The following is a 19458-nucleotide window of genomic DNA, read 5'->3' as shown; positions in this document are numbered from 1 at the left end:
CTGCCTGTCCCCGCCCGTTGCCGACCGTCCCCGCCCGCCCCGCCCTACCTCCCGCTCAACCTGTTCGCCAGCACCGCCACCCTGTCCGTCCGCGCCGAGTGCCCCAGTGCCTCGCGCCGGTCCGCGCCCCGGAACGCCGCGTACATGGTCTGCACGCCGAGCCAGCGCAGCGGCTCCGGTTCCCACTTGCGGACCTTGTGGTCGACCCAGGGGAGGGCCGTGAGGTCGGTCGGGCCCGACTGGCCGGAGTCGTGCTGGATCAGGTCGCGCAGGGTGCGGGCGGCGAGGTTGGCGGTGGCGACGCCCGAGCCGACGTAACCGCCCGCCCAGCCCAGGCCCGTGGAGCGGTCGAGGGTGACCGTCGCGCACCAGTCGCGCGGGACGCCGAGCACGCCGGACCAGGCGTGGTCCACCCGTACGCCCGCGAGCTGCGGGAAGAAGCGGACCAGGATCTCGCGCAGGGCCTCGATCGTCTGCGGCTGGGTGCGCCCGTCGTTGTCGGTCTTCGAGCCGAAGCGGTACGGGACGCCCCGGCCGCCGAGCGCGATCCGGCCGTCGGCGGTGCGCTGGGCGTACATGTAGGCGTGCGCCATGTCGCCGAGCGTCTCGCGGCCCTCCCAGCCGACGGACTCCCACTGCGCGTCGGTGAGCGGCTCGGTGGCGATCATCGAGGAGTTCATGGGGAGCCAGGCGCGGCGCTGGCCGGCGAGGGAGGCGGTGAAGCCCTCGGTGCAGCGCAGGACGTACGGGGCGCGGACCGTGCCGTACGGGGTGACCGCGTGCTTCGGCCTGATCTCCGTCACCGGCGTCGACTCGTGGATCGTGACCCCGAGCGCCTCGACCGCCGCCGCGAGGCCCTTCACCAGCTTCACCGGGTGGAGGCGGGCGCCGTGCGGGGTCCAGGAGGAGCCGACGGCGCCGGTCACGCGGACGCGTGCGGCGGTCTCGCGGGCCCCGTACATCACGCGGTCGGTCTCGCCGAACGCGATCTCGGCCGCGTGGAAGTCCTTGAGGCGGGTGAGCTGGGCGGGGGAGAGGGCGACTTCGAGGACGCCGCCCCGGTGCACGTCGGCGTCGATCTTCTCCCGCCCGCAGACGTCGACGACCTCGGCGACCGTGGCGTTCATGGCCTGCTGGAGGCGGACGGCCGCCTCGTGGCCGTGCAGCTTCGCGTAGCGGTCGCGGCCGGCGATGCCGTTGTAGAGCCAGCCGCCGTTGCGCCCGGAGGCGCCGTACCCGCAGAACTTCGCCTCCAGGACGGTGATGTCGAGGAAGGGCACGGCCTTCTTCAGGTAGTACGCGGTCCACAGGCCGGTGTAGCCGCCGCCCACGATGCAGACGTCGGCGGTGGTGTCGCCGGGGAGCGGCTCGCGGGGGGCGGGGGCGCCCTCCTGCGCGTACCAGAACGAGATGCCGCCGTTGACCGTGCTCATGTGTACCCCTGGATTCGGAATGCGTGGGCGGGACGTTACCCGGCCCTCCCGGCCGGTGGATACGGGTGTTGTGGTGGGGGATCCCGCGCCGGACCCGACACCGTGTACGCCGTCTAGGCTCGTCGGCATGATCCACGTACCGGAGGAACTCGCGCGGTCGCAGGCGAAGTACAACGGTGAGGCGGGGCGGGCGTTCGTCGCCGGACTGCCCCGGGCGGCCGGGGAGTTCCTCGACCGGTGGGGGCTGCGGATCACCGGGCCCTCGATGTACGGGATGGCCTCGCTGGTCCTTCCGGTGGAGCGGCGCGCGGACGGCGTGCCCGCCGCGCTGAAGATGCAGATCCTCGACGAGGAGACCGAGGGCGAGCCGGTCGGCCTGCGCGTCTGGGACGGTGCTGGGGCCGTACGGCTCCTCGACCACGATCCCGCCACCGGGACCATGCTCCTGGAGCGCCTGGACGAGGCCCGGCCGCTGTCGTCCCTCGCGGACACCCGGGAGGCGATGCGGATCGTCGCGGGCCTCCTCGCCCGGCTCACGGCCGTCCCCGCGCCGCCCGGCCTGCGGACGCTCGGCGGCATCGCGGCCGGGATGCTCGCGGAGGTGCCCGGGGCCGCCGCCCGGCTCGGCCCGGAGGACGCGGCGGTCCTGCGGGACTGCGCGGCGGCGGTACGGGAGGTGGCGGGCGAACCGGGCGACCGGCTGCTCCACTGGGACCTGCACCTCGGGAACGTCCTGGCCGCCGTGCGCGAGCCCTGGCTGTCGATCGACCCCAAGCCGCTCGCGGGCGACCCCGGCTTCGACCTCCTCCCGGCGCTCGTGGACCGCTTCGACCCGGACCCGGACGAGGTGCTGTGGCGGTTCGACCTGCTCGCCGAGGTCGTCGGGGACCGGCGGCGCGCGGTGGCGTGGACGCTGGGCCGGGTGCTCCAGAACGCCCTGTGGGACGTCGAGGACGGCGAACCGTCCCTGGACGCCGAGCAGGTCGCGGTCGCGCGGATCCTGCGGGAGCGGCGGGGCTGAGTGACGGCCCCCCCGGGGGGGCGGGAAACCCGCTGGCCGGAAGGCTCCCGCTCGGGGCACCCTGGCCCCATGATCCGTACCGCCACCCCCGCCGACGTCCCCGTCGTCCACGCCCTGATCCGCGACCTCGCGGAGTACGAGAAGGCCCTCGACGAGGTCCGCACCACCCCCGAACAGCTCCACGAGGCCCTCTTCGGCGAGCGGCCCGCCGCCTTCGCGCTCATCGCGGAGGACGAGACCGGCGAGCCGGTCGGCTTCGCGCTCTGGTTCCTCAACTTCTCGACCTGGCGCGGGGTCCACGGCATCTACCTGGAGGACCTGTACGTCCGTCCGGAGGCGCGCGGCGGCGGCCACGGCAAGGCCCTGCTGCGCGAGCTCGCCCGGATCTGCGTCGAGCGCGGCTACGAGCGCCTGGAGTGGTCCGTCCTGAACTGGAACAGGCCCTCGATCGACTTCTACGAGTCCCTGGGCGCCCGTCCGCAGGACGAGTGGACGGTCTACCGGCTGACGGACGGGGCCCTGGCGGCGCTCGGCGGTGCGCCGGGAGTGTAGGAAAGGGGCATGGACAACGACGACAACGACATCGAGCAGCGCTTCCGGCGGATCACCGGCTTCATCGAGGCCCGCCTGACGCCGCTCTTCGACCCCGCGAACGGCAGCGACCACGGCTTCGGCATGGACGACACCTCCCGGGCGCTGCGGGCCGCCCGCTACACCGTGCAGGCCGCGTCGGCCGTCTCCGGCCTCGTGGAGAAGCGGGCGACGGCGCCGGAGCTGCGGCAGGTCGTGGACCAGGCCCTCGAACACAACTGGGACGTGCTGCGTTCCGTGGCCCGGATGTGGGAGGACCACCCGGACTTCCGGAAGGAGTTCAAGGCGCACTCCTGGGACGTGGTCGGGGCCGTCTGAGACCCGTTGCGAGGATCCTTCAGGGGATCAGGACCACCTTGCCCGTCGTGCCCCGGTTCTCCAGGGCGCGGTGGGCCCCCGCCGCCTCAGCGAGGGGGAAGCGGTGGACCGCGGGGCGGAGGGTGCCGTCGGCCGCCGCGGCGAGGGCGGCGAGTTCGAGGTTCCGGATGTCGCCGCCCGCCTTCTCCAGCATCACCGGGCCGAGGACGGACTCCGAGGTGATGCCGCGCTCCGCCAGCTCCTCCGGCGTGAAGGTGAGCGGTTCGCCGTCGTGGAGGCCGGTCCCGGACCAGCCGAAGACGACGTGCTGCCCGCCCTTGCCGAGGAGGTCCACGGCGGCCCGGCCGGTGTCGCCGCCGACCGAGTCGAAGACGACCGTGGCCGCGCGTCCGCCGAGGGGCCCGTCCAGGTACGCGCGGACCTCCTCCGCCCAGTCCGGCTCCAGGTAGTCGACGGCCAGGTCGGCGCCGTTCTCCCGGACCAGGGCGGTCTTCGCGGGCCCGCCCGCGAGGCCGACGACGGTGGCGCCGGCGTTCTTGGCGTACTGGACGAGCAGGGTGCCGATGCCGCCCGCCGCCGCCGGGACGATCGCGACCGACTCGGGTCCGAGCTCCGTGAACCGGAGGATGCCCAGGGTCGTGCGGCCGGTGCCGATCATGGCGACCGCCTCCGCCTCGCCCAGGCCGTCGGGCAGGGCGTGGAGCCGGGCGGCGTCGGTGACGGCGAGCTCCGCGTACCCCCCGGGGACCATGCCGAGGTGGGCGACGACCCGCCGGCCGAGCCAGGACGGGTCGGTGCCCTCCCCGAGCGCGTCGACCGTGCCGGCGACCTCGCGGCCGGGGATCGTGGGCAGCTCGGCGGGGGCCGGGAAGGGGCCGGGGGCGCCCTCCCGGAGCACCGTGTCGAGGAGGTGCACCCCGGCCGCCGCGACCCGGACGCGGACCTGGCCGGGGCCCGGGACGGGGTCGGGCACCTCTTCGTACGTGAGGTTCTCGGCGGGGCCGAAGGCGTGGAGGCGGACGGCGTGCATGACGGTTCCCCTGTCGTCGTACGGATCACGAAGGTGGCGTGACGGGGAAAGCCTCCGACCTCAAGCGTGCTTGAGGTCAAGGCGTGCCGTGAACTCCGCGGATCAGCGCGCCCCGTGCGCGAGCCGCCGCTCCGCGCGCAGCGCCAGCGACACCGCCTCGACCGCGCTCGTGAACGACACCTCCGACAGGACGCCCGGCGCCGCGACCTGGTCGCCCACCAGGTACACCCCGTCGCCCCGGTCGACGGCCGGCCGGTCGCGCCAGGTGGTGCCGGGGCGGTCCACCGCTCCCGTGCGCCCCTGGGCCAGCGACTCGCGCCGCCACACCGTCCGCTCGCGCCAGCCGGGGAAGCCGAGGTCGAGGAGCCGTTCCGCGCGGGCGACCCCGTCCGCCTTCGACGCGTCCGGGCCGACGGGCAGCTGGGCCTGGAGGAGCTGCTGCCCGGCCGGGGCCAGCGAGGGGTCCGGCCCGGTGAACCGCTCGATCCAGCCGGGCGCGTCCAGGTCGGAGACGACGAACGGGTCCCCCTTCCGGGCCCGCAGCGCCAGGTCGACCAGGACCGTACGGCCGCTCTCCCAGGTCAGCGACGGGTCGCCGAGGAGCCGGGCGGCGGCGGGCAGGGCGGTGGCGACGACCACCGGGCCCCCGCCCGCCGGCAGCGCGTCCACCCGGGCCGAGGTCTCGATCCGTACGCCCAGCTCCCGGGCCCGGGCCGCCATCCGCCCGATCAGCTCGCCCCAGCCGCCCCGGACGTAGTGCGCCTCGGGCGGCAGGGCGGCGGACCGGTGCAGCCGTTCCTGCACGAAGCGGGCGGAGAGGGCGCCGGGATCGTGGTGGAAGAGCGCGACCCCGCTGTACGCGGCGGCGGCGCGGGCGGTCCGCCCGCCCGCGAGCCCGGTGGCCCAGGTGCGGAAGTCGACGTCGACGGGGGCCTTGCGGGCGGCCCGCAGGGACAGGCGCAGCAGGCCGGGCGGCGGGGTGCGGCGGAGGGCGCCGTCGCGGTGGAAGCGCAGCCGGAGGACCTCGGCGGGCGGCAGCGGCGCGAGCGGGCGGACGAAGCCGCGCTGCTTCAGCCAGGTCCAGTGCGGACCGCCGGCGTAGAACACGTGCGGGCCGTCGTTCGTGCGGTACGGGCCCTGCGCGGTGCGCGCCCGGCCGCCGAGGTCCTTGTGGGCCTCGTACAGGGTCACGGCGGTGCCGGCCTCGGCGGCGGTGACGGCCGCGGTCAGTCCGGCGAAGCCGCCGCCGACGATCGTGAGTTTCCGCATGTCCGTCTCCCGTTCCAGTGTCGGTCCTACGAGGGGGACGGGCCAGGGGGCGGCGTTCGTGACACGGGGGCGTTGTCGGTGTCGTACCTCACCATGGGGGGATGGCGAACCACGGTGCGAGGGCGACGACGGGGAAGAGGAAGGTGCCGGGCGCGCGGCGGCCGGAGCTGCGGCTGCCGCCCCTGGAGCCGTACGGGGGCGGTCTGGAGCCGGACGGGGACTACGACGGCCTGGAGCTGTCCGGGCTCGATCTGGCCGGGCAGTCGGGGGAGGGGGCCCGGTTCCTGGACTGCGCGCTGCGGGAGTGCGCCCTCGACGGGACGCGGCTGACGAACGCGCGCTTCCTCGACTCGCTGCTGAGCGGGGTGCGGGGCGTGGGGACGGACCTGGCGGGGGCGCAGCTGCGGGACGCGGAGGTGGTGGAGGCGCGGCTCGGCGGGGTGCAGCTGCACGGCGCCGTCCTGGAGCGGGTCGTGGTGCGGGGCGGGAAGATCGACTACCTGAACCTGCGGTCGGCGAAGCTGAAGGACGTCGTCTTCGAGGGGTGCGTGCTGAGCGAGCCGGACTTCGGGGGCGCGGTCCTCGAACGGGTCGAGTTCGTGGACTGCGCCCTGACCGGGGCCGACTTCTCGGGGGCGCGGCTGCGGGACGTGGACCTGAGGGGCGCCCGGCGCCTGGAGATCGCGCGCGGGGTGGACTCCCTGGCGGGGGCCGTGATCTCGACGACCCAGCTCTTCGACCTGGCACCGGTGCTCGCGGCGCAGCTGGGGGTGCGGGTGGAGGGCTAGGGGGTGTCTCGCCGATCCGCCGGACAGGCGCCCTAGGCCTTGGCCGGCATGCGGGGGAAGCGGGCCTGGAGGGACCAGACGGCCGGGTTGTCGGCGAGGCCCTCGTGCATGTCGGTGAGGTCCGCGATCAGGTCGTGCAGGAAGTCGCGCGCCTCGCGGCGCAGTTCGGCGTGGTTGAAGGTCACCGGCGGCTCGTCGCCCGGCATCCAGTCGGCCTCGACGTCCACCCAGCCGAAGCGGCGCTCGAACAGCATCCGGTCCGTGGACTCGGTGAAGTCGAGCTCCGCGTACTGCGGCTGCGCGGCCCGGCTCCCGCGCGGGTCCCGGTCGAGCTGCTCGACGATGTCGCAGAGCGCCCACGCGAAGTCCAGCACCGGCACCCATCCCCAGGCCGTGGACACCTCCCGGTCCGTCTCGGTGTCCGCGAGGTACACGTCCCCGCAGAACAGGTCGTGCCGCAACGCGTGGACGTCCGCACGGCGGTAGTCGGTCTGCGGGGGGTCGGGGAAGCGACGCGAGAGGGAGTAGCCGATGTCGAGCACGGGACCGATGGTGTCACGGTCCTGCGGACCGTTGGACCGGTGGTGTCGCGGTCCCGTGCGCCGGGGTCACCGCCCGCGCCCGTGCACCGCCCTCGCCACCCGGGGTCCCAGCCAGCGCTTGAGGCGGCGGAGGGGTTCCAGGCTGCCGGCGGCGCGGTCGAGGCGGTAGTAGAGCTGGGGCGGGACGTGGGGGAGGAGGGGGGAGTGGCGCTGGCCGAGGAGGGCGAACATGCGGGCCGGCTCCAGGCACATGTAGCGGGGGAGGTTCTCGTACCAGCGGGCGCTGTAGCGGGCGGCGCTCTGGGCGGAGACGAGTTCGGCGCGGCGCCGCTTCCCGTACAGGGTCAGGGCCGTGTCGAGGTCCCGGCCGGGGGCGTCCAGGGCGTCCGCGAGGGCGAGCGCGTCCTCCAGGGCCAGGGTGGTGCCCGCGCCGATCGAGTAGTGCGTGGTGTGGGCGGCGTCGCCGAGGAGGACCAGGTTGCCCCGGTGCCAGACGCGGTTGGTGAGGGTGCGGAAGGCGAGCCACTGGGCGGGCTCCTCGGCCCGGTCCCGGCCGATCAGCTCGTGCCCGTCGAGCAGGTCGTGGAAGAGCTTCTCCAGGAGGTTCAGGCTGTCGGCCTCGCCGAGCGCGTCGAGGCCCAGGCCGGTCCAGGTCTCCGGGGAGCACTCGACGACGCAGGTGGAGCGCTCGCCGCTGAACCCGTAGGCGTAGCACCAGATCCAGCCGTGCTCCGTCTCCTTGAAGGCGAAGCTGAACGAGTCGAAGACCTTGGTGGTGCCGAGCCAGACGTAACGGTTCCGGCCGCTCGTGACCTCGCTGCCGAAGTGGTCCGCGTACGCCTCGCGGAGCACGCTGTTCACCCCGTCGGCGGCGACGACCAGGTCCGCGTCGGCGAGTTCGGGCGCGTCCGGGCCGCTCACACCGTGCTCGTACGCGATCCGCACGCCGAGCTCGCGGGCGCGGTCCGCGAGCAGCGCCAGCATCCGCCGGCGCCCGATGCCGAAGCCCGCGTCGCCCCGGTGGACGGTCCGCTCGTCGCGGACGATCGCGACCCCGTCGGTCCAGGTCACGGAGGCGTCCGCGACGGCCCGCGCGGACTCCGGGTCGCCCGCGCGCAGCCTGCCGAGGAGCCCGGCCCAGTACGTGACGCCCCAGCCGTACGTCGAACCCTCCGGGTTCCGCTCGTACACCGTGACGTCGTGCGACGGGTCCCGCCGCTTCAACAGGACCGAGAGGTAGAGGCCGGCGGGACCGCCGCCGACGATCGCGAGCTTCACGTGCGCTCCACTGGGACTGGGTCATGACACCGTGCGGTCGAATAGTGACGCACGGTAGCAGTGGAGGGTGGGATGTGAAGGGCGAACAGCGCACAAAGGTGTATGGGCACACAAAGGCGTACGGGCGCACAAAGCCGTACGGGCCCACGAAGGCGTGCGGCCGCACAACGCCGTACGGGCGCACAAAGCCGTACGGGCGCACAAAGCCGTACGGGCCCACAAAGCCGTACGGGCGCACAACGCCGTACGGCCGCACAACGCCGTGCGGGAAGGGAGCCCCTACGGCAGCAGCCGCCGCTCCTTCGCCACCGCCACCGCGCCCGCCCGCGTGTCCACGCCGAGCTTGGCGTAGATCCGGCCCAGGTGGGTCTTCACCGTCGCCTCGCTGATGAACAGGGCCCGCGCGATCTCCCGGTTGCCGAGCCCGCGCCCGAGCTGCCCGAGGATGTCCCGCTCCCGGTCGGTGAGGCTCGGGGCCGCCGCGCCCCGCATCCGGTCCATGACCCGGCTGGCGACCGGCGGCGAGAGGGCCGTGCGGCCCTGCGCGGCGGCGTGGATCGCCGCGAACAGCTCCTCCGGCCGCTCGGCCTTCAGGAGGTAGCCGGTGGCGCCCGCCTCGATCGCCCGCGTGATGTCGGCGTCCGTGTCGTACGTGGTGAGGACGAGGACGTGGACGCCGGTCGGCGCGATCCGGCGGGTCGCCTCCACGCCGTCGATGCCGGCCCCGAGCTGGAGGTCCATGAGGACGACGTCCGGCTTCAGCTTCGCCGCCATCGCGACGGCCTCCTCGCCGCTGCCGGCCTCGCCCACGACGTCGATGTCGGGGGTGCTGCCGAGGAGGGCGAGCAGCCCGGCGCGGACCACCACGTGGTCGTCGCAGAGCAGGATCCGTACGGAGGACATCACGACTCCAAGGGGAGCGGGGCCGACGGGTTCGGCGGGGGCGTGGGCATCACGGCTCCGGGGAGAGCGGCGGGAGCGGGATCGCGGCCGAGAGCACCGTGCCCTCGCCCGGGGTGGACTCGACGGTCAGGGTGCCACCGAGCTGTTCGGCCCGCACCCGCATCGCGGGCAGCCCGTGGCCGCGCACCCCGCCCGGCCGCTCCGCCGGGTCGAAGCCGCGCCCGTCGTCGGCGACGTCCAGGACCACCTGGTCGTCGAGGTACGTCAGGGTCACGGCGGCCGACTCCGCGCCCGCGTGCTCGCGGATGTTCGCCAGGGCGCCCTGCGCGATCCGCAGCAGCGCCGACTGCGCCCGGTCGGGCAGCGGCGCCGGCGGCCCGTCGACCCGGAACGCCGCCGACTCGCGCGCGGCCAGGTCCCGCAGCGCCTCCTCCAGGCCGCCGCCCCCGGCCAGGTCGGCCGGCGCGAGGTCGTGGACGAAGCGGCGGGCCTCCGCGAGGTTGCGCTCGGCGATGGACTCGGCGGTACGGACGTGCCGGCGGGCGGTCTCCGGGTCGCCGTCCCAGGTGCGGTCCGCCGCCTGGAGCAGCATCTGCTGGCTGGACAGGCCCTGCGCCAGGGTGTCGTGGATCTCCATGGAGAGCCGCTGCCGCTCGGCCAGGGTCCCCTCGCGGCGCTCGATCGCGGCGAGCTCGCGGCGGGTGCGGATCAGGTCGTCGATCAGGGCCCGCTGGCGCGCCGCCTGCCGGTCGGAGTACACGAACACCCCGGTGGCCAGGGCGGCGACGGCCGGCGGGGCGACGATCAGGTTCGGGTCCCAGCCGCCGTGCGAGAGCTGGACCTGCGCGAAGACCACGAAGGCGGTGAGCAGGGCGACCAGGCCGAGCGCGGCGCGCGCCGGGAGGGTGCGCAGGCCCGTGTAGAAGAGCGGCACCGCGCACCAGGCGAAGCTGGGCGCGAGGACGACGAGGACGACCCAGACGGCCACGACCGTGCCCAGCCAGGCGATGCGGCGCGGGGTGGCGCGGGTTCCCAGGACGGGACCGAGGAGGTAGAGGGAGGCGAGGGCGCCGGTGAGGGCGATGATCCAGGGGCTGCGGGTCTCCCAGTCGTGCCGCAGCAGGAAGCGGGCGAGCGAGGCGCCGAGCAGGAGGAAGAACGCGGTGTGCATGATCCGCGCCAGCCGGCGGGCGTCCGGGTCCCGCTCCACGTCGTCCCCCGTGCCGCCCTCCACGCCCTCCTTCATGCCCTCGCCCTTCCTGTCCGCCGCCGTCGTCCGTCGCGGCTGTCCGCAGCCGTCCGCCGCTGCCGTCCGTCGCAGCTGTCCGCCACCCTGTCCGTCACTGCGGCCCGGCGGTCCGACCTGCGCACACCCCTTCATCCTGGCCCGAGGGGACCAGTCCGGCATCAGCCGATCGGCTGACCCGGCCGTCCACCGGTGCGCGCCCGGAGGGCAGCCGGACCGTGGACCGGGAGGGCCCGGGAGCGGCCACAGGATGGATGACAGAGCGAGACGGACGAACGGATCGCTCGGCCCAAGGCCCCAAGGCCCCAAGGCCCCAAGGCCCCAAGGCCCCAAGGCCCCGCGCCCTCCCCCCGATCCCACGGAGTTCCCCATGAAGAAGATCCTCTTCGGTGCCACCGCCGCCGCCGTCATCGCCGCCGGCACCTTCGGCGTCGTCTCCGCGAACGCCTCCGCCCCGGCCGCCGCCGCTCCCGCCGCCGTCCGCGCCGACGCCTCCAACGGCAACCTCCAGCAGTCGACGCACCTGACGATCGAGGCGGCGACGAAGGCCGCGCAGGCGACCCTGAAGGCCGCCGAGAAGGAGAACCAGCGCGTCTCGGTCGCGGTCGTCGACCGCAACGGCAACACCATCGTCACCCTGCGCGGCGACGGCGCCGGCCCGCAGTCCTACGAGTCGGCCGTGAAGAAGGCGTACACCGCCGTCTCCTGGAACGCCCCGACCTCCGAGCTCGCCAAGCGCCTGACGAACGCCCCCACCCTCAAGGACATCCCGAACACCCTCTTCCTGGCCGGCGGCGCCCCCGTCACCGCCAAGGGCGCGCCCGTCGCCGGCATCGGCGTCGCCGGCGCCCCCTCCGGCGACCTCGACGAGAAGTTCGCCCAGGCCGGCGTCGCCTCCCTCGGCCGGTAAGACGCCCCCCTCGGCCGGAGACAAGGCACCCCCGGCCGCCAAGCCCCGACCGGCCCCTCGAACGGCCGTGGCGCCCGGACCCCCCGCCGGGCGCCACCGCCTTTCCCCGGCTCCGCTGCTTACGATCGGTCCGTGAAGCACCTCCACCGGACCCGGACCCGGCTTTGGACCCGGACCCGGCCCCGGCCGCAGACCCGTCGGATCCGGACCGGAGCCGCCGCCGTCCTCGCCGTCCTCGCGGTGCTCGCGGGCGGCTGCACCGGCGCCACCGGCGGGGTCCGGGGCGCTCCCGGGACCGCCGGGCTCCGCGACCCGTACTTCCCGAAGCTCGGGAACGGCGGCTACGACGTGCGGCACTACGCCCTCTCCCTCGCCTACGACCCGGTCACCGGGCGGCTCGACGGCACCGCCGAGATCACCGCCCGCGCCACCCAGGACCTCAGCGCCTTCAACCTCGACCTGTCCGGGCTCACGGTCGGCGCCGCGCGCGTGGACGGTGCGCCCGCCGCGCACAACCGGGCCGGGAACGAGCTGACGCTCCGCCCGCGCGAGGAGATCCCGAAGGGCGCCGAGTTCCGCGCCACCGTCACGTACGCGGGCGTGCCCGAGCCGATCACGGACGCGGACGGCTCCGAGGAGGGCTGGCTGCGCGACGAGGACGGCGGGGTCGTCGCGGTCGGCGAACCGGCCGGCTCCACGACCTGGTTCCCCGGCAACCACCACCCCTCCGACAAGGCCGCGTACGACGTCTCCCTCACCGTCCCCGCCGGGACCGACGCCTTCTCCAACGGCGTCAGGACCGAGCGGCGGACGGAGGCGAACGGGCGCGTCACCACCGTCTGGCACACGCCCGAGCCGATGGCGAGCTACCTCGCGACGGTCATGATCGGGCGGTACGAGACGGGGACGGCGACCGCCCTCGGCACCGTGCCCGTGCTGACCGCCGCCGAGCCGGAGGTCGCGGCGGAGAGCGCCGCGCTGCGGGCCGAGGTCCCCGGGATCCTCGCCCGGCAGGTGCGGCGCTTCGGCCCGTACCCCTTCTCGGCCGCCGGGGCGGTCGTCACGGAGGACGGGACCCTCGGCTACGCCCTGGAGACCCAGACCCGGCCCGTCTTCCCGGTCTCCTCCTTCGACCGGACGACCCTCGTCCACGAGCTGGCCCACCAGTGGTTCGGCAACTCGGTGTCCCCCGCGACCTGGCGGGACCTGTGGCTGAACGAGGGCTTCGCGACGTACGCGGAGTGGCTGTACGCGGAGGAGCACGAGGGCGTCCCGGCCCGCACCGCCTTCGAGCGGGCCTTCGCGCAGAAGGCCAACTGGGCCTTCCCGCCCGCCGCTCCGCCCGGCGCGGCGCACCTCTTCGACCCGCCCGTCTACCAGCGCGGCGCGATGGTCCTGCACAAGCTGCGCGAGACGGTCGGGGACGAGGCCTTCGACGCGATCCTGCGCGGCTGGCCGGAGAAGTACCGGCACGCCAACGCCTCCACCGCCGACTTCACCGCCTACGCGGAGGAGGTGGCGGGGAAGGACCTCGACGGGCTGTGGGACGTGTGGCTGTACGGGGACGGGCGACCGGAACGGCCTTGACGCACCGTGCGCGGACAGGGCGAAGGGGCCCGCCGGAGACGCCGGCGGGCCCCTTCGCCTCGGGCGCGGTTCAGTACTTCCAGCGGGCGCGGTCGCCGTCCATGACGCAGTGGATCATGCGGCGGTTGGCCGCGTGCGTGGACCTGCCCAGGTCGGCCTTCCGGCAGAACTGGCCGGCGCTGTAGCAGTTTCCGGCGTTGGAGACGATCTCGCAGGTGGCCTCGGCCGCCGCCGTCGGGGCCGCGGTCGTGCGCTTCGGCGCGGGCGCCTGCGTGGTGGGCTTCGGGGCCCGGGTCGCCTTCGGCGCCGCCGGGGGCCGGGTCGTGGGCTTCGCCTTCGACGGCGCGGGCGCCTCGGTGGTGGGCGCGGTCGTGGCGGTGGGCGTGGGCTCCGCGGTGGACGGGCTCGGCGTGGGCGTGGGTGTCGGGGTCGGCGTCGGCGTCGCCGAGGTGGAGACCGGGGCCGGGGTGGCGGGGGACTCGTCGGCCGCGACGGGCCCGCAGGCGACGGTGACGCCGACGAGCGCCAGGCCCGTCAGCGTCTGCCGCACCAGCCGGGCCGCCCGGGACCCCCGTCCGCGCCGCCGTCCGCTTCCGCCCCGGACTCCGGATTCTCTGCCGTCTTCGCCGGTGTCGTACATCGAGCCCCCCACAGGGTCGTTCGTCTGATCGAAGAAGCGCACGTTAGAGGAGGAACCGCCTCCTCGGGGAGGGTTCGCGAGAAGCTTGTTCAAAACGAAACGACGCCGGTCTCCGGAACCACGGGCGTGGTTCCGGAGACCGGCGTCGGAGTGCCGGCCCGGGGGCCGGCCGGACGTCAGAGGTTGACGCCGAAGTCGCGGGCGATGCCCTCCAGGCCCGAGGCGTAACCCTGGCCGACGGCGCGGAACTTCCACTCGGCGCCGTTGCGGTACAGCTCGCCGAAGACCATGGCCGTCTCGGTGGCCGCGTCCTCGGAGAGGTCGTAGCGGGCGAGCTCGGCGCCGCCGGCCTGGTTCACGATGCGGATGTACGCGTTGCGGACCTGGCCGAAGTTCTGCGAGCGGGAGACCGCGTCGTAGATGGAGACCGGGAAGACGATCTTGTCGACGTTCGGCGGGAGGGCCGCGAGGTTGACGTTGATCTGCTCGTCGTCGCCGCCGCCCTCGCCGGTGCGGTTGTCACCGGTGTGGACGATGGTCTGGTCCGGCGTCGACTTGTTGTTGAAGAAGACGAAGTGGGCGTCGGAGGCGACCTTCCCGGCGGCGTCCACGCCGATCGCGGAGGCGTCGAGGTCGAAGTCGGTGCCGGTGGTGGTGCGGACGTCCCAGCCGAGGCCCACGGTGACGGCGGCGAGGCCCGGGGCCTCCTTGGTCAGGGAGACGTTGCCGCCCTTGGACAGGCTCACAGCCATGGAAAGTCCCTTTCATCGTGGTGTCGTCGCCTGGAGAAACGCGCACGGCCTTCCGACGGTTCCCGTTCCGTCCCGGACGGAAATCAGGATGACTCCGACGGCCCAGTGCGGGGAACATGGAGGGCATGTCCGGTCCGTATCCCATCCGCGGCTCCGTCTCGCTCCCCGAGGCCGAGCTCCAGTGGCGTTTCTCGCGTTCGTCGGGCCCGGGCGGACAGCACGTCAACACCAGCGACTCGCGGGTCGAGCTCCGCTTCGACCTCGCGGCCACCGACGCGCTCCCCGAGGTGTGGAAGGCCCGCGCCCTGGAGCGGCTCGCCTCCCGCCTGGTCGACGGCGTCGTGACCGTACGGGCCTCGGAGCACCGCTCGCAGTGGCGCAACCGCGAGACGGCGGCGGTCCGCCTGGCCGCGCTCCTCGCCGAGGCGACGGCCCCGCCGCCCAAGCCCCGCCGGCCGACGAAGATCCCGCGCGGCATCAACGAGCGGCGGCTGCGGGAGAAGAAGCAGCGCTCGGAGACCAAGCGCACCCGGCAGTCCCGCGACTGGAGCTGAACCGGCGGCGGACTATCGGCCCAGCTGCCGGTACTTCCCCTGGAAGTACGTCAGGGGCCCGCTGCCGTCCGCCGGGGACGCGCCCGCCGTCAGGACCCGGCCCACCACGAGCGTGTGGTCGCCGGCCACGACCCGGTTCTCGGTGCGGCACTCCAGGACCGAGAGCGCGCCGCCCATGAGCGGGGCGCCGCTCGCCCCGCCGCGCGTGTACGGCAGGTCGGCGAAGAGCAGCCGGTCGCTGACGCGGTTCTTCATCGAGAAGCGCCCGGCGACGTGCCGCTGGTTCTCGGAGAGGACCGAGACCGCCCAGACGGGGACCTCGGTGAGCAGGTCGTCCATGCGGGAGCCGTTGCGGAGGCTGATCAGGACCAGGGGCGGGTCGAGGGAGACCGACGTGAAGGCGGTGGCCGTCATGCCGACGTCCTCGCCGCGCGGACCGTCGTCGGGGTCGTGCGCGGTCACCAGGACCACGCCCGACGCGAGGCGGGACATGGCCGCCCGGAACTCTTCGTTGCTCACCCCTTCAGCATGGGGGATCGCCAGATCTGTCACGGGGGGCGGGGAGGCGGTCTTCTGCAGCACCCTCCCGACGCTAGGACGGCTTCCCGGGGGCCGCATCGGGCGCGGGGACCAGGCTTCCGCCCCCCGCCGGTCCTAGGACCCGCCCGGGAACCCGGCCGACCCGCCATGACCTGCTGTGACTTGAGTCACAGCGGGCAGTATTTGCTGACCCTGTGTACCGGCTGCGCAGCTCACTGTGATTCAGTGGCAATCACAGTCCATATGGAAACGCGATTGTGCAACAGGAAGCCGATCAGAACCCTGGAGTTGCTGTCGAGGTCTCGGGGAGAGCGAGCGATGGAGACCGAGTCGGAGCCGTACGTCCGTCTCTCGACCCTGCGGCAGCTGCATCAGGTCGTGACGGACCTCAACACCGCCCGCAGCCTGGCGGACACCCTGCAGACCGTCGCGGACGGCGTGGTCGCCGGTCTCAACTACGAGCTCGCCTGCGTCAACCTGGTGCGCCCCGACGGTGACCTCGTCGTCGCCGCCTTCGCCGGAAGCTCCGCCGCCGAGGCCCTGATCACCGGCCGGGTCGGCTCCCGCGCGGCCTGGGAGCGCCGCCTCTCCATGGGCGTCGCCTGGGGCGACCTGCGGTTCATACCGCACACCGAGGGCTGGGTCCTGCTGGACGACGACGTCCCCCAGTGGCACACCGACGGCCCCGCGCCCCGCTTCGAGGACGAGTGGCACCCCCACGACCGGCTCTACGCCCCGATGTACGCCTCCGGCTCCGGCCGCGAGCTCCTCGGCGTCATATCCGTCGACCGCCCGCGCAACGGCCGGCACCCCGGCCCCTGGGGCCAGGAGGCGCTCCAGATGTACGCCTCGCAGTCGGCCATCGCCATCAGCAACGCCCGCCTCCGCTCCAACATGCAGCGGGCCCTGGTCCGGCTCGAACGGGAACAGCAGGCCCTGCGCGCCAGTGAGGAATCCTTCCGGCAGGCCTTCGAGTACGCCCCCTCCGGCATGGCCATCGCCGAGATGGGCGGCGACCAGCACGGCCGGCTCCTGCGCACCAACGACGCCCTGTGCCGGCTCCTCGGCCGGCCCGCCTCGGTCATGCGCCGCTACTCCTTCGCCGACCTCGTCCACCCCGAGGACATCGGCACCCTGCTGCGGACCTCCGCCGAGGGCGGCCGGGCCGAGCTGCGGCTCGCCCGCCGCGACGGCACCTACGTCTGGGTCTCCCTGCGGAACTCCGTGGTCGCCGACACCGCCGACGGCCCCCGCTTCCTCCTCACCCACGTCGAGGACATCGAGGAGCGCAAGCGCCACGAGCTCCAGCTCGCCCACCGCGCCTCGCACGACGCCCTCACCGGGCTGCCCAACAGCGCCGAGCTGCGCTCCCGGCTCTCCGCCCGCCTCTGCGAGCGCCCGGCGGACGCCCCGGGCGCGTACGGCGACGGCTACGGGTACGGCGTCGGCGCCGGATACGAGCCGTACGAGCACGAACACGAGCACGGCTTCGGCTTCGAGCCGGCGGGCGGCGCGGGGCCGTACGACCACCACGTCCACATGGTGGCCCCCTCGGGCGGCGAGACCGACGACGGCACCAAGGGGCTCGCGGTCCTCTTCTGCGACCTCGACGGCTTCAAGTCGATCAACGACCGCTTCGGGCACCACACCGGCGACGCCGTCCTCATCGAGGTGGCACGGCGGCTCACCACCGGCGTGCGGGACGGGGACACCGTCGCCCGGCTCGGCGGCGACGAGTTCGTCGTCCTCGCCGACGGCCTCGGCGCGGCCGACGCCGCCGACCTGGCCGTACGCCTCCGCAACGCGATCATCCCGCCCATCCGGGTGGACGGGCGCGCGGTCCGCGTCGGGGCCAGTTTCGGCATCGGCTGGGCCGAGTGCGGGATGACCGTGGAAGAGGTCCTGAACTCCGCCGACCAGCGCATGTACGTGGAGAAGCGCTCCCGCGCCAAGGTCCAGCGCCGGGCCGGCTGACGTACGCGCCGGGCGGTGGCGGATCACCGGCCGGCGTGCACGCCGACGGGTAGCAGGTCAAGGGTCCGAGTCGGGGAATGGTCCGTTCGGGGTAGGCTCGCCGGGTCGGCGACGGCTGGCGAGCATGGAGAGGATGACCCGGATGGCTGCCGGTAACGACGGCTCGAACAAGCCCGAGGACGACGATCCGTTCGGCTACCTGTACGAGGACGGACGGGCGGCGGGCGCGCAGCCCCCGCAGGGCGGCGGCTACGGCTACCCCGGTCCCGGCCCCGCGCAGCCGGGTGTGCCCCGGACCTCGTACAACCAGGTCAGAACGGTCGGCGACCGCCGCCAGTACGGCGGTCAGCAGCACGCGCAGGCGTACGTGCCGCCGCAGCAGCAGACGGCGTACGGGCAGCAGCACGCGCAGTACGCCGCGCCCGAGACCTACGGCGGCCAGCAGCCGCCCCGCCAGACCCCGCCGCCCCCGCAGCGCGGCGGCTCCGGCCGGGGCCCCAACACCCGGGGCCTGCTGATCGGCGCGGTCGCGGTCGTCGCGGTCGTGGTGCTCGGCATCGCGGCGGCGGTGATCACGAACATGAACAAGGACACGCCGGACGACAAGGCGGGCGGCACCGCGCCCACGCCGACGGCGTCCTCCCAGCCGTCGGAGACCCCGAGCGGCGACCCCAGCTCGCCCGCGCCGACCCCGACCGACCTGCCGAGGCAGGACGCGGCCACGCTCCAGCTCGGCGGCCCGGCGAAGCTCGACACGGCCGTGAAGGGCGCGAAGGGCCCGGGCGGCTCCTACGTGGTCTTCAACGGCGAGGGCGGCTCCGCGAGCTGGTCCGTGGACGTGCCGAGCACCGGGGACTACACCCTCCGGATCGTGTACAGCGTGCCCGGCAAGGACGCCAAGACCTCGCTGACGGTCAACGGCGAGAAGCCCCGCGAGATCCGGATGAACAACTGGGCGAAGGGCGCCGAGGGCGACTGGGAGAAGGGGTGGACCTACACCTACTCCTACGTGAAGCTCAACAAGGGCTCGAACTCGCTCAAGATCTCCTGCGAGTCGGGCGACTCCTGCGACGCGATCCTGGACCAGGTCTACCTGGAGGCCGGGCAGACCGGAAAGCGCTGACGCGCGAGGTCTCGAGCGTTCCCGAGGAGGAGGCCCTAAGGGGTCTCCTCCGTCGTCTTCACCCGGGTCAGCAGCTCCTCGTAGGCCGTCCGGTCGAACTCCCCGGCCACCGGCGAGAGGACCGTCGCCGCCGAGAGGGCGACCGCGCGGATCAGGCGGTCCGGCCAGGGGACCCCGTCGACCAGGCCCGAGAGCAGGCCCGCGACGGCCGAGTCGCCCGCGCCCGTCGGGTTGCCCCGGACGGGGGCCGGCGGGGCCGCGCGCCACAGGCCCTCGGGGGTCGCGGCGAGCAGGCCCTCGGGGCCGAGCGAGGAGACCACCGCGTGGGCGCCCCGGCGGCGCGCGTCGAGGGTGGCCCGGCGGGGTTCGCGGGCGCCGGTCAGCCGGGCCAGCTCGTCCGCGTTGGGCTTGACCAGGTCGGGGCGGGCGGCGATGCCCCGCCGCAGGGGCTCGCCGCTGGTGTCGAGGAGGACGGGCACGGCGGCGGCGCGGGCCAGCCGGACGAGTTCCGCGTACGCGCCGACGTGGATGCCCGGCGGGAGGCTGCCGCAGAGGGCGACGGCGGCGGCGCCGTCGAGGAGCGCGGCGAAGCGGGCGCGGAAGGTCTCCCACTCGGCGGCGGTGACGGTCGGTCCCGGCTCGTTGAGCTGGGTGGTGTCCCCGCCGGCGGCGTCGACGACCGCGACGGTGCGGCGGGTGGACCCGGCCGTCTCGACCAGCTCGTCCCGGACCGGGGTCGCCGCGAGCCCGTCCCGCAGGACGGCCCCGGTGGCGCCGCCCGCGAAGCCGGTGGCGACGGTCTCGTACCCGAGGGCGGCGAGGACCCGGGCCACGTTGAGCCCCTTGCCGCCGGGGCGCTCGATCACCTGGGTGACCCGGTGGGAGGCGTACGGGGTGAGGGCGGGGACCCGGTAGGTCAGGTCCAGCGCCGTGTTGAGGGTGACCGTCACGATCACCTG

20 protein-coding genes are annotated in these 19458 nt (G+C 74.4%); 9 read left to right on the top strand and 11 right to left on the bottom strand.

Annotated elements, in window-relative coordinates; translation table 11 throughout:
• Nucleotides 1-44: 44 nt before the first annotated feature.
• Nucleotides 45-1433, bottom strand: coding sequence for an NAD(P)/FAD-dependent oxidoreductase (locus ACWGSR_RS20235; RefSeq protein ID WP_453567922.1), 1389 nt, complete (start codon nt 1431-1433; stop codon nt 45-47).
• A 127-nt stretch (nt 1434-1560) separates the two neighbouring features.
• On the opposite strand from ACWGSR_RS20235, the gene ACWGSR_RS20230 reads away from it, so the two are divergent.
• From ACWGSR_RS20230 to ACWGSR_RS20220, 3 genes are all read left to right on the top strand, one after another.
• Nucleotides 1561-2454 carry an aminoglycoside phosphotransferase family protein gene (locus tag ACWGSR_RS20230; RefSeq protein WP_376245350.1) on the top strand — a complete coding sequence of 298 codons (894 nt, stop codon included), beginning with the start codon at nt 1561-1563 and terminating at the stop codon, nt 2452-2454.
• Nucleotides 2455-2523: 69 nt separating this feature from the next.
• A complete protein-coding gene (locus ACWGSR_RS20225; protein ID WP_453567919.1) occupies nt 2524-3006 on the top strand; it encodes an N-acetyltransferase family protein in 483 nt (160 codons plus the stop codon).
• 9 nt (nt 3007-3015) lie between these two features.
• Nucleotides 3016-3363 carry a hypothetical protein gene (locus ACWGSR_RS20220; RefSeq protein ID WP_366376103.1) on the top strand — a complete coding sequence of 116 codons (348 nt, stop codon included), beginning with the start codon at nt 3016-3018 and terminating at the stop codon, nt 3361-3363.
• Nucleotides 3364-3382: 19 nt separating this feature from the next.
• Here ACWGSR_RS20220 and ACWGSR_RS20215 read toward each other — a convergent pair whose 3' ends face one another.
• On the bottom strand, nt 3383-4393 hold the full coding sequence (locus ACWGSR_RS20215; RefSeq protein ID WP_453567915.1) for a zinc-binding dehydrogenase: 1011 nt from the start codon (nt 4391-4393) through the stop codon (nt 3383-3385).
• A gap of 102 nt (nt 4394-4495) precedes the next feature.
• Nucleotides 4496-5662 (bottom strand): NAD(P)-binding protein, encoded by a 1167-nt coding sequence (locus ACWGSR_RS20210; protein ID WP_376245359.1) that lies wholly within the window; start codon nt 5660-5662, stop codon nt 4496-4498.
• A gap of 101 nt (nt 5663-5763) precedes the next feature.
• Here ACWGSR_RS20210 and ACWGSR_RS20205 point away from each other — a divergent pair, with 101 nt between their 5' ends.
• Nucleotides 5764-6450, top strand: coding sequence for a pentapeptide repeat-containing protein (locus tag ACWGSR_RS20205; protein ID WP_453567913.1), 687 nt, complete (start codon nt 5764-5766; stop codon nt 6448-6450).
• 32 nt (nt 6451-6482) lie between these two features.
• Here ACWGSR_RS20205 and ACWGSR_RS20200 read toward each other — a convergent pair whose 3' ends face one another.
• From ACWGSR_RS20200 to ACWGSR_RS20185, 4 genes are all read right to left on the bottom strand, one after another.
• A complete protein-coding gene (locus ACWGSR_RS20200) occupies nt 6483-6992 on the bottom strand; it encodes a hypothetical protein (protein ID WP_376245365.1) in 510 nt (169 codons plus the stop codon).
• A 66-nt stretch (nt 6993-7058) separates the two neighbouring features.
• Nucleotides 7059-8270: an FAD-dependent monooxygenase gene (locus ACWGSR_RS20195; protein WP_453567910.1), complete on the bottom strand. Its 1212-nt coding sequence runs from the start codon at nt 8268-8270 to the stop codon at nt 7059-7061.
• A gap of 279 nt (nt 8271-8549) precedes the next feature.
• Nucleotides 8550-9173, bottom strand: coding sequence for a response regulator (locus ACWGSR_RS20190; protein WP_376245372.1), 624 nt, complete (start codon nt 9171-9173; stop codon nt 8550-8552).
• A gap of 49 nt (nt 9174-9222) precedes the next feature.
• Entirely contained in the window at nt 9223-10419 is a 1197-nt protein-coding gene (locus ACWGSR_RS20185) for a sensor histidine kinase (protein ID WP_453567906.1), read from the bottom strand.
• Between the two features lie 370 nt (nt 10420-10789).
• On the opposite strand from ACWGSR_RS20185, the gene ACWGSR_RS20180 reads away from it, so the two are divergent.
• Both ACWGSR_RS20180 and ACWGSR_RS20175 read left to right on the top strand, forming a co-directional pair.
• Nucleotides 10790-11329, top strand: a complete 540-nt coding sequence (locus ACWGSR_RS20180; protein WP_376245378.1) for a GlcG/HbpS family heme-binding protein — start codon at nt 10790-10792, stop codon at nt 11327-11329.
• 132 nt (nt 11330-11461) lie between these two features.
• On the top strand, nt 11462-12916 hold the full coding sequence (locus ACWGSR_RS20175) for a M1 family metallopeptidase (protein ID WP_453567903.1): 1455 nt from the start codon (nt 11462-11464) through the stop codon (nt 12914-12916).
• Between the two features lie 70 nt (nt 12917-12986).
• Here ACWGSR_RS20175 and ACWGSR_RS20170 read toward each other — a convergent pair whose 3' ends face one another.
• Together ACWGSR_RS20170 and ACWGSR_RS20165 are read right to left on the bottom strand one after the other, a co-directional pair.
• Nucleotides 12987-13466: a hypothetical protein gene (locus ACWGSR_RS20170; protein ID WP_453567900.1), complete on the bottom strand. Its 480-nt coding sequence runs from the start codon at nt 13464-13466 to the stop codon at nt 12987-12989.
• A 266-nt stretch (nt 13467-13732) separates the two neighbouring features.
• The gene (locus ACWGSR_RS20165) at nt 13733-14308 is read right to left on the bottom strand and encodes a TerD family protein (RefSeq protein WP_030221799.1); all 576 of its coding nucleotides are present in this window, start codon (nt 14306-14308) and stop codon (nt 13733-13735) included.
• Nucleotides 14309-14424: 116 nt separating this feature from the next.
• On the opposite strand from ACWGSR_RS20165, the gene arfB reads away from it, so the two are divergent.
• On the top strand, nt 14425-14862 hold the full coding sequence (gene arfB, locus ACWGSR_RS20160) for an alternative ribosome rescue aminoacyl-tRNA hydrolase ArfB (protein ID WP_351972162.1): 438 nt from the start codon (nt 14425-14427) through the stop codon (nt 14860-14862).
• A gap of 12 nt (nt 14863-14874) precedes the next feature.
• Here the strand turns inward: arfB and ACWGSR_RS20155 are convergent, their stop codons facing one another.
• Nucleotides 14875-15480: a flavin reductase family protein gene (locus ACWGSR_RS20155; protein ID WP_453567897.1), complete on the bottom strand. Its 606-nt coding sequence runs from the start codon at nt 15478-15480 to the stop codon at nt 14875-14877.
• A gap of 240 nt (nt 15481-15720) precedes the next feature.
• Between ACWGSR_RS20155 and cdgB the strand changes: the two genes are divergently transcribed.
• Together cdgB and ACWGSR_RS20145 are read left to right on the top strand one after the other, a co-directional pair.
• Entirely contained in the window at nt 15721-17376 is a 1656-nt protein-coding gene (cdgB, locus tag ACWGSR_RS20150) for a diguanylate cyclase CdgB (RefSeq protein WP_376242910.1), read from the top strand.
• Between the two features lie 142 nt (nt 17377-17518).
• The gene (locus tag ACWGSR_RS20145) at nt 17519-18499 is read left to right on the top strand and encodes a carbohydrate-binding protein (RefSeq protein ID WP_453567895.1); all 981 of its coding nucleotides are present in this window, start codon (nt 17519-17521) and stop codon (nt 18497-18499) included.
• 35 nt (nt 18500-18534) lie between these two features.
• On the opposite strand, the gene ACWGSR_RS20140 is transcribed toward ACWGSR_RS20145, so the two are convergent.
• Nucleotides 18535-19455, bottom strand: coding sequence for a 1-phosphofructokinase family hexose kinase (locus ACWGSR_RS20140; protein ID WP_453567893.1), 921 nt, complete (start codon nt 19453-19455; stop codon nt 18535-18537).
• Nucleotides 19456-19458: the final 3 nt, after the last annotated feature.

The organism is Streptomyces sp. NPDC055632, assembly GCF_053618675.1.
Note: the sequence above shows the minus strand (reverse complement) of the source record. Positions and strands in the feature narration are given on the sequence as shown.

Excerpts from the sequence above, each read along its gene's own strand:
- ACWGSR_RS20235 (WP_453567922.1), bottom strand. The coding sequence starts at position 1,433 with ATGAGCACGGTCAACGGCGGCATCTCGTTCTGGTACGCGCAGGAGGGC.
- ACWGSR_RS20230 (WP_376245350.1), top strand. The coding sequence starts at position 1,561 with ATGATCCACGTACCGGAGGAACTCGCGCGGTCGCAGGCGAAGTACAAC.
- ACWGSR_RS20225 (WP_453567919.1), top strand. The coding sequence starts at position 2,524 with ATGATCCGTACCGCCACCCCCGCCGACGTCCCCGTCGTCCACGCCCTG.
- ACWGSR_RS20220 (WP_366376103.1), top strand. The coding sequence starts at position 3,016 with ATGGACAACGACGACAACGACATCGAGCAGCGCTTCCGGCGGATCACC.
- ACWGSR_RS20215 (WP_453567915.1), bottom strand. The coding sequence starts at position 4,393 with ATGCACGCCGTCCGCCTCCACGCCTTCGGCCCCGCCGAGAACCTCACG.
- ACWGSR_RS20210 (WP_376245359.1), bottom strand. The coding sequence starts at position 5,662 with ATGCGGAAACTCACGATCGTCGGCGGCGGCTTCGCCGGACTGACCGCG.
- ACWGSR_RS20205 (WP_453567913.1), top strand. The coding sequence starts at position 5,764 with ATGGCGAACCACGGTGCGAGGGCGACGACGGGGAAGAGGAAGGTGCCG.
- ACWGSR_RS20190 (WP_376245372.1), bottom strand. The coding sequence starts at position 9,173 with ATGTCCTCCGTACGGATCCTGCTCTGCGACGACCACGTGGTGGTCCGC.
- ACWGSR_RS20185 (WP_453567906.1), bottom strand. The coding sequence starts at position 10,419 with ATGAAGGAGGGCGTGGAGGGCGGCACGGGGGACGACGTGGAGCGGGAC.
- ACWGSR_RS20180 (WP_376245378.1), top strand. The coding sequence starts at position 10,790 with ATGAAGAAGATCCTCTTCGGTGCCACCGCCGCCGCCGTCATCGCCGCC.
- ACWGSR_RS20165 (WP_030221799.1), bottom strand. The coding sequence starts at position 14,308 with ATGGCTGTGAGCCTGTCCAAGGGCGGCAACGTCTCCCTGACCAAGGAG.
- arfB (WP_351972162.1), top strand. The coding sequence starts at position 14,425 with ATGGAGGGCATGTCCGGTCCGTATCCCATCCGCGGCTCCGTCTCGCTC.
- ACWGSR_RS20155 (WP_453567897.1), bottom strand. The coding sequence starts at position 15,480 with ATGCGGCCCCCGGGAAGCCGTCCTAGCGTCGGGAGGGTGCTGCAGAAG.
- cdgB (WP_376242910.1), top strand. The coding sequence starts at position 15,721 with ATGGAGACCGAGTCGGAGCCGTACGTCCGTCTCTCGACCCTGCGGCAG.
- ACWGSR_RS20145 (WP_453567895.1), top strand. The coding sequence starts at position 17,519 with ATGGCTGCCGGTAACGACGGCTCGAACAAGCCCGAGGACGACGATCCG.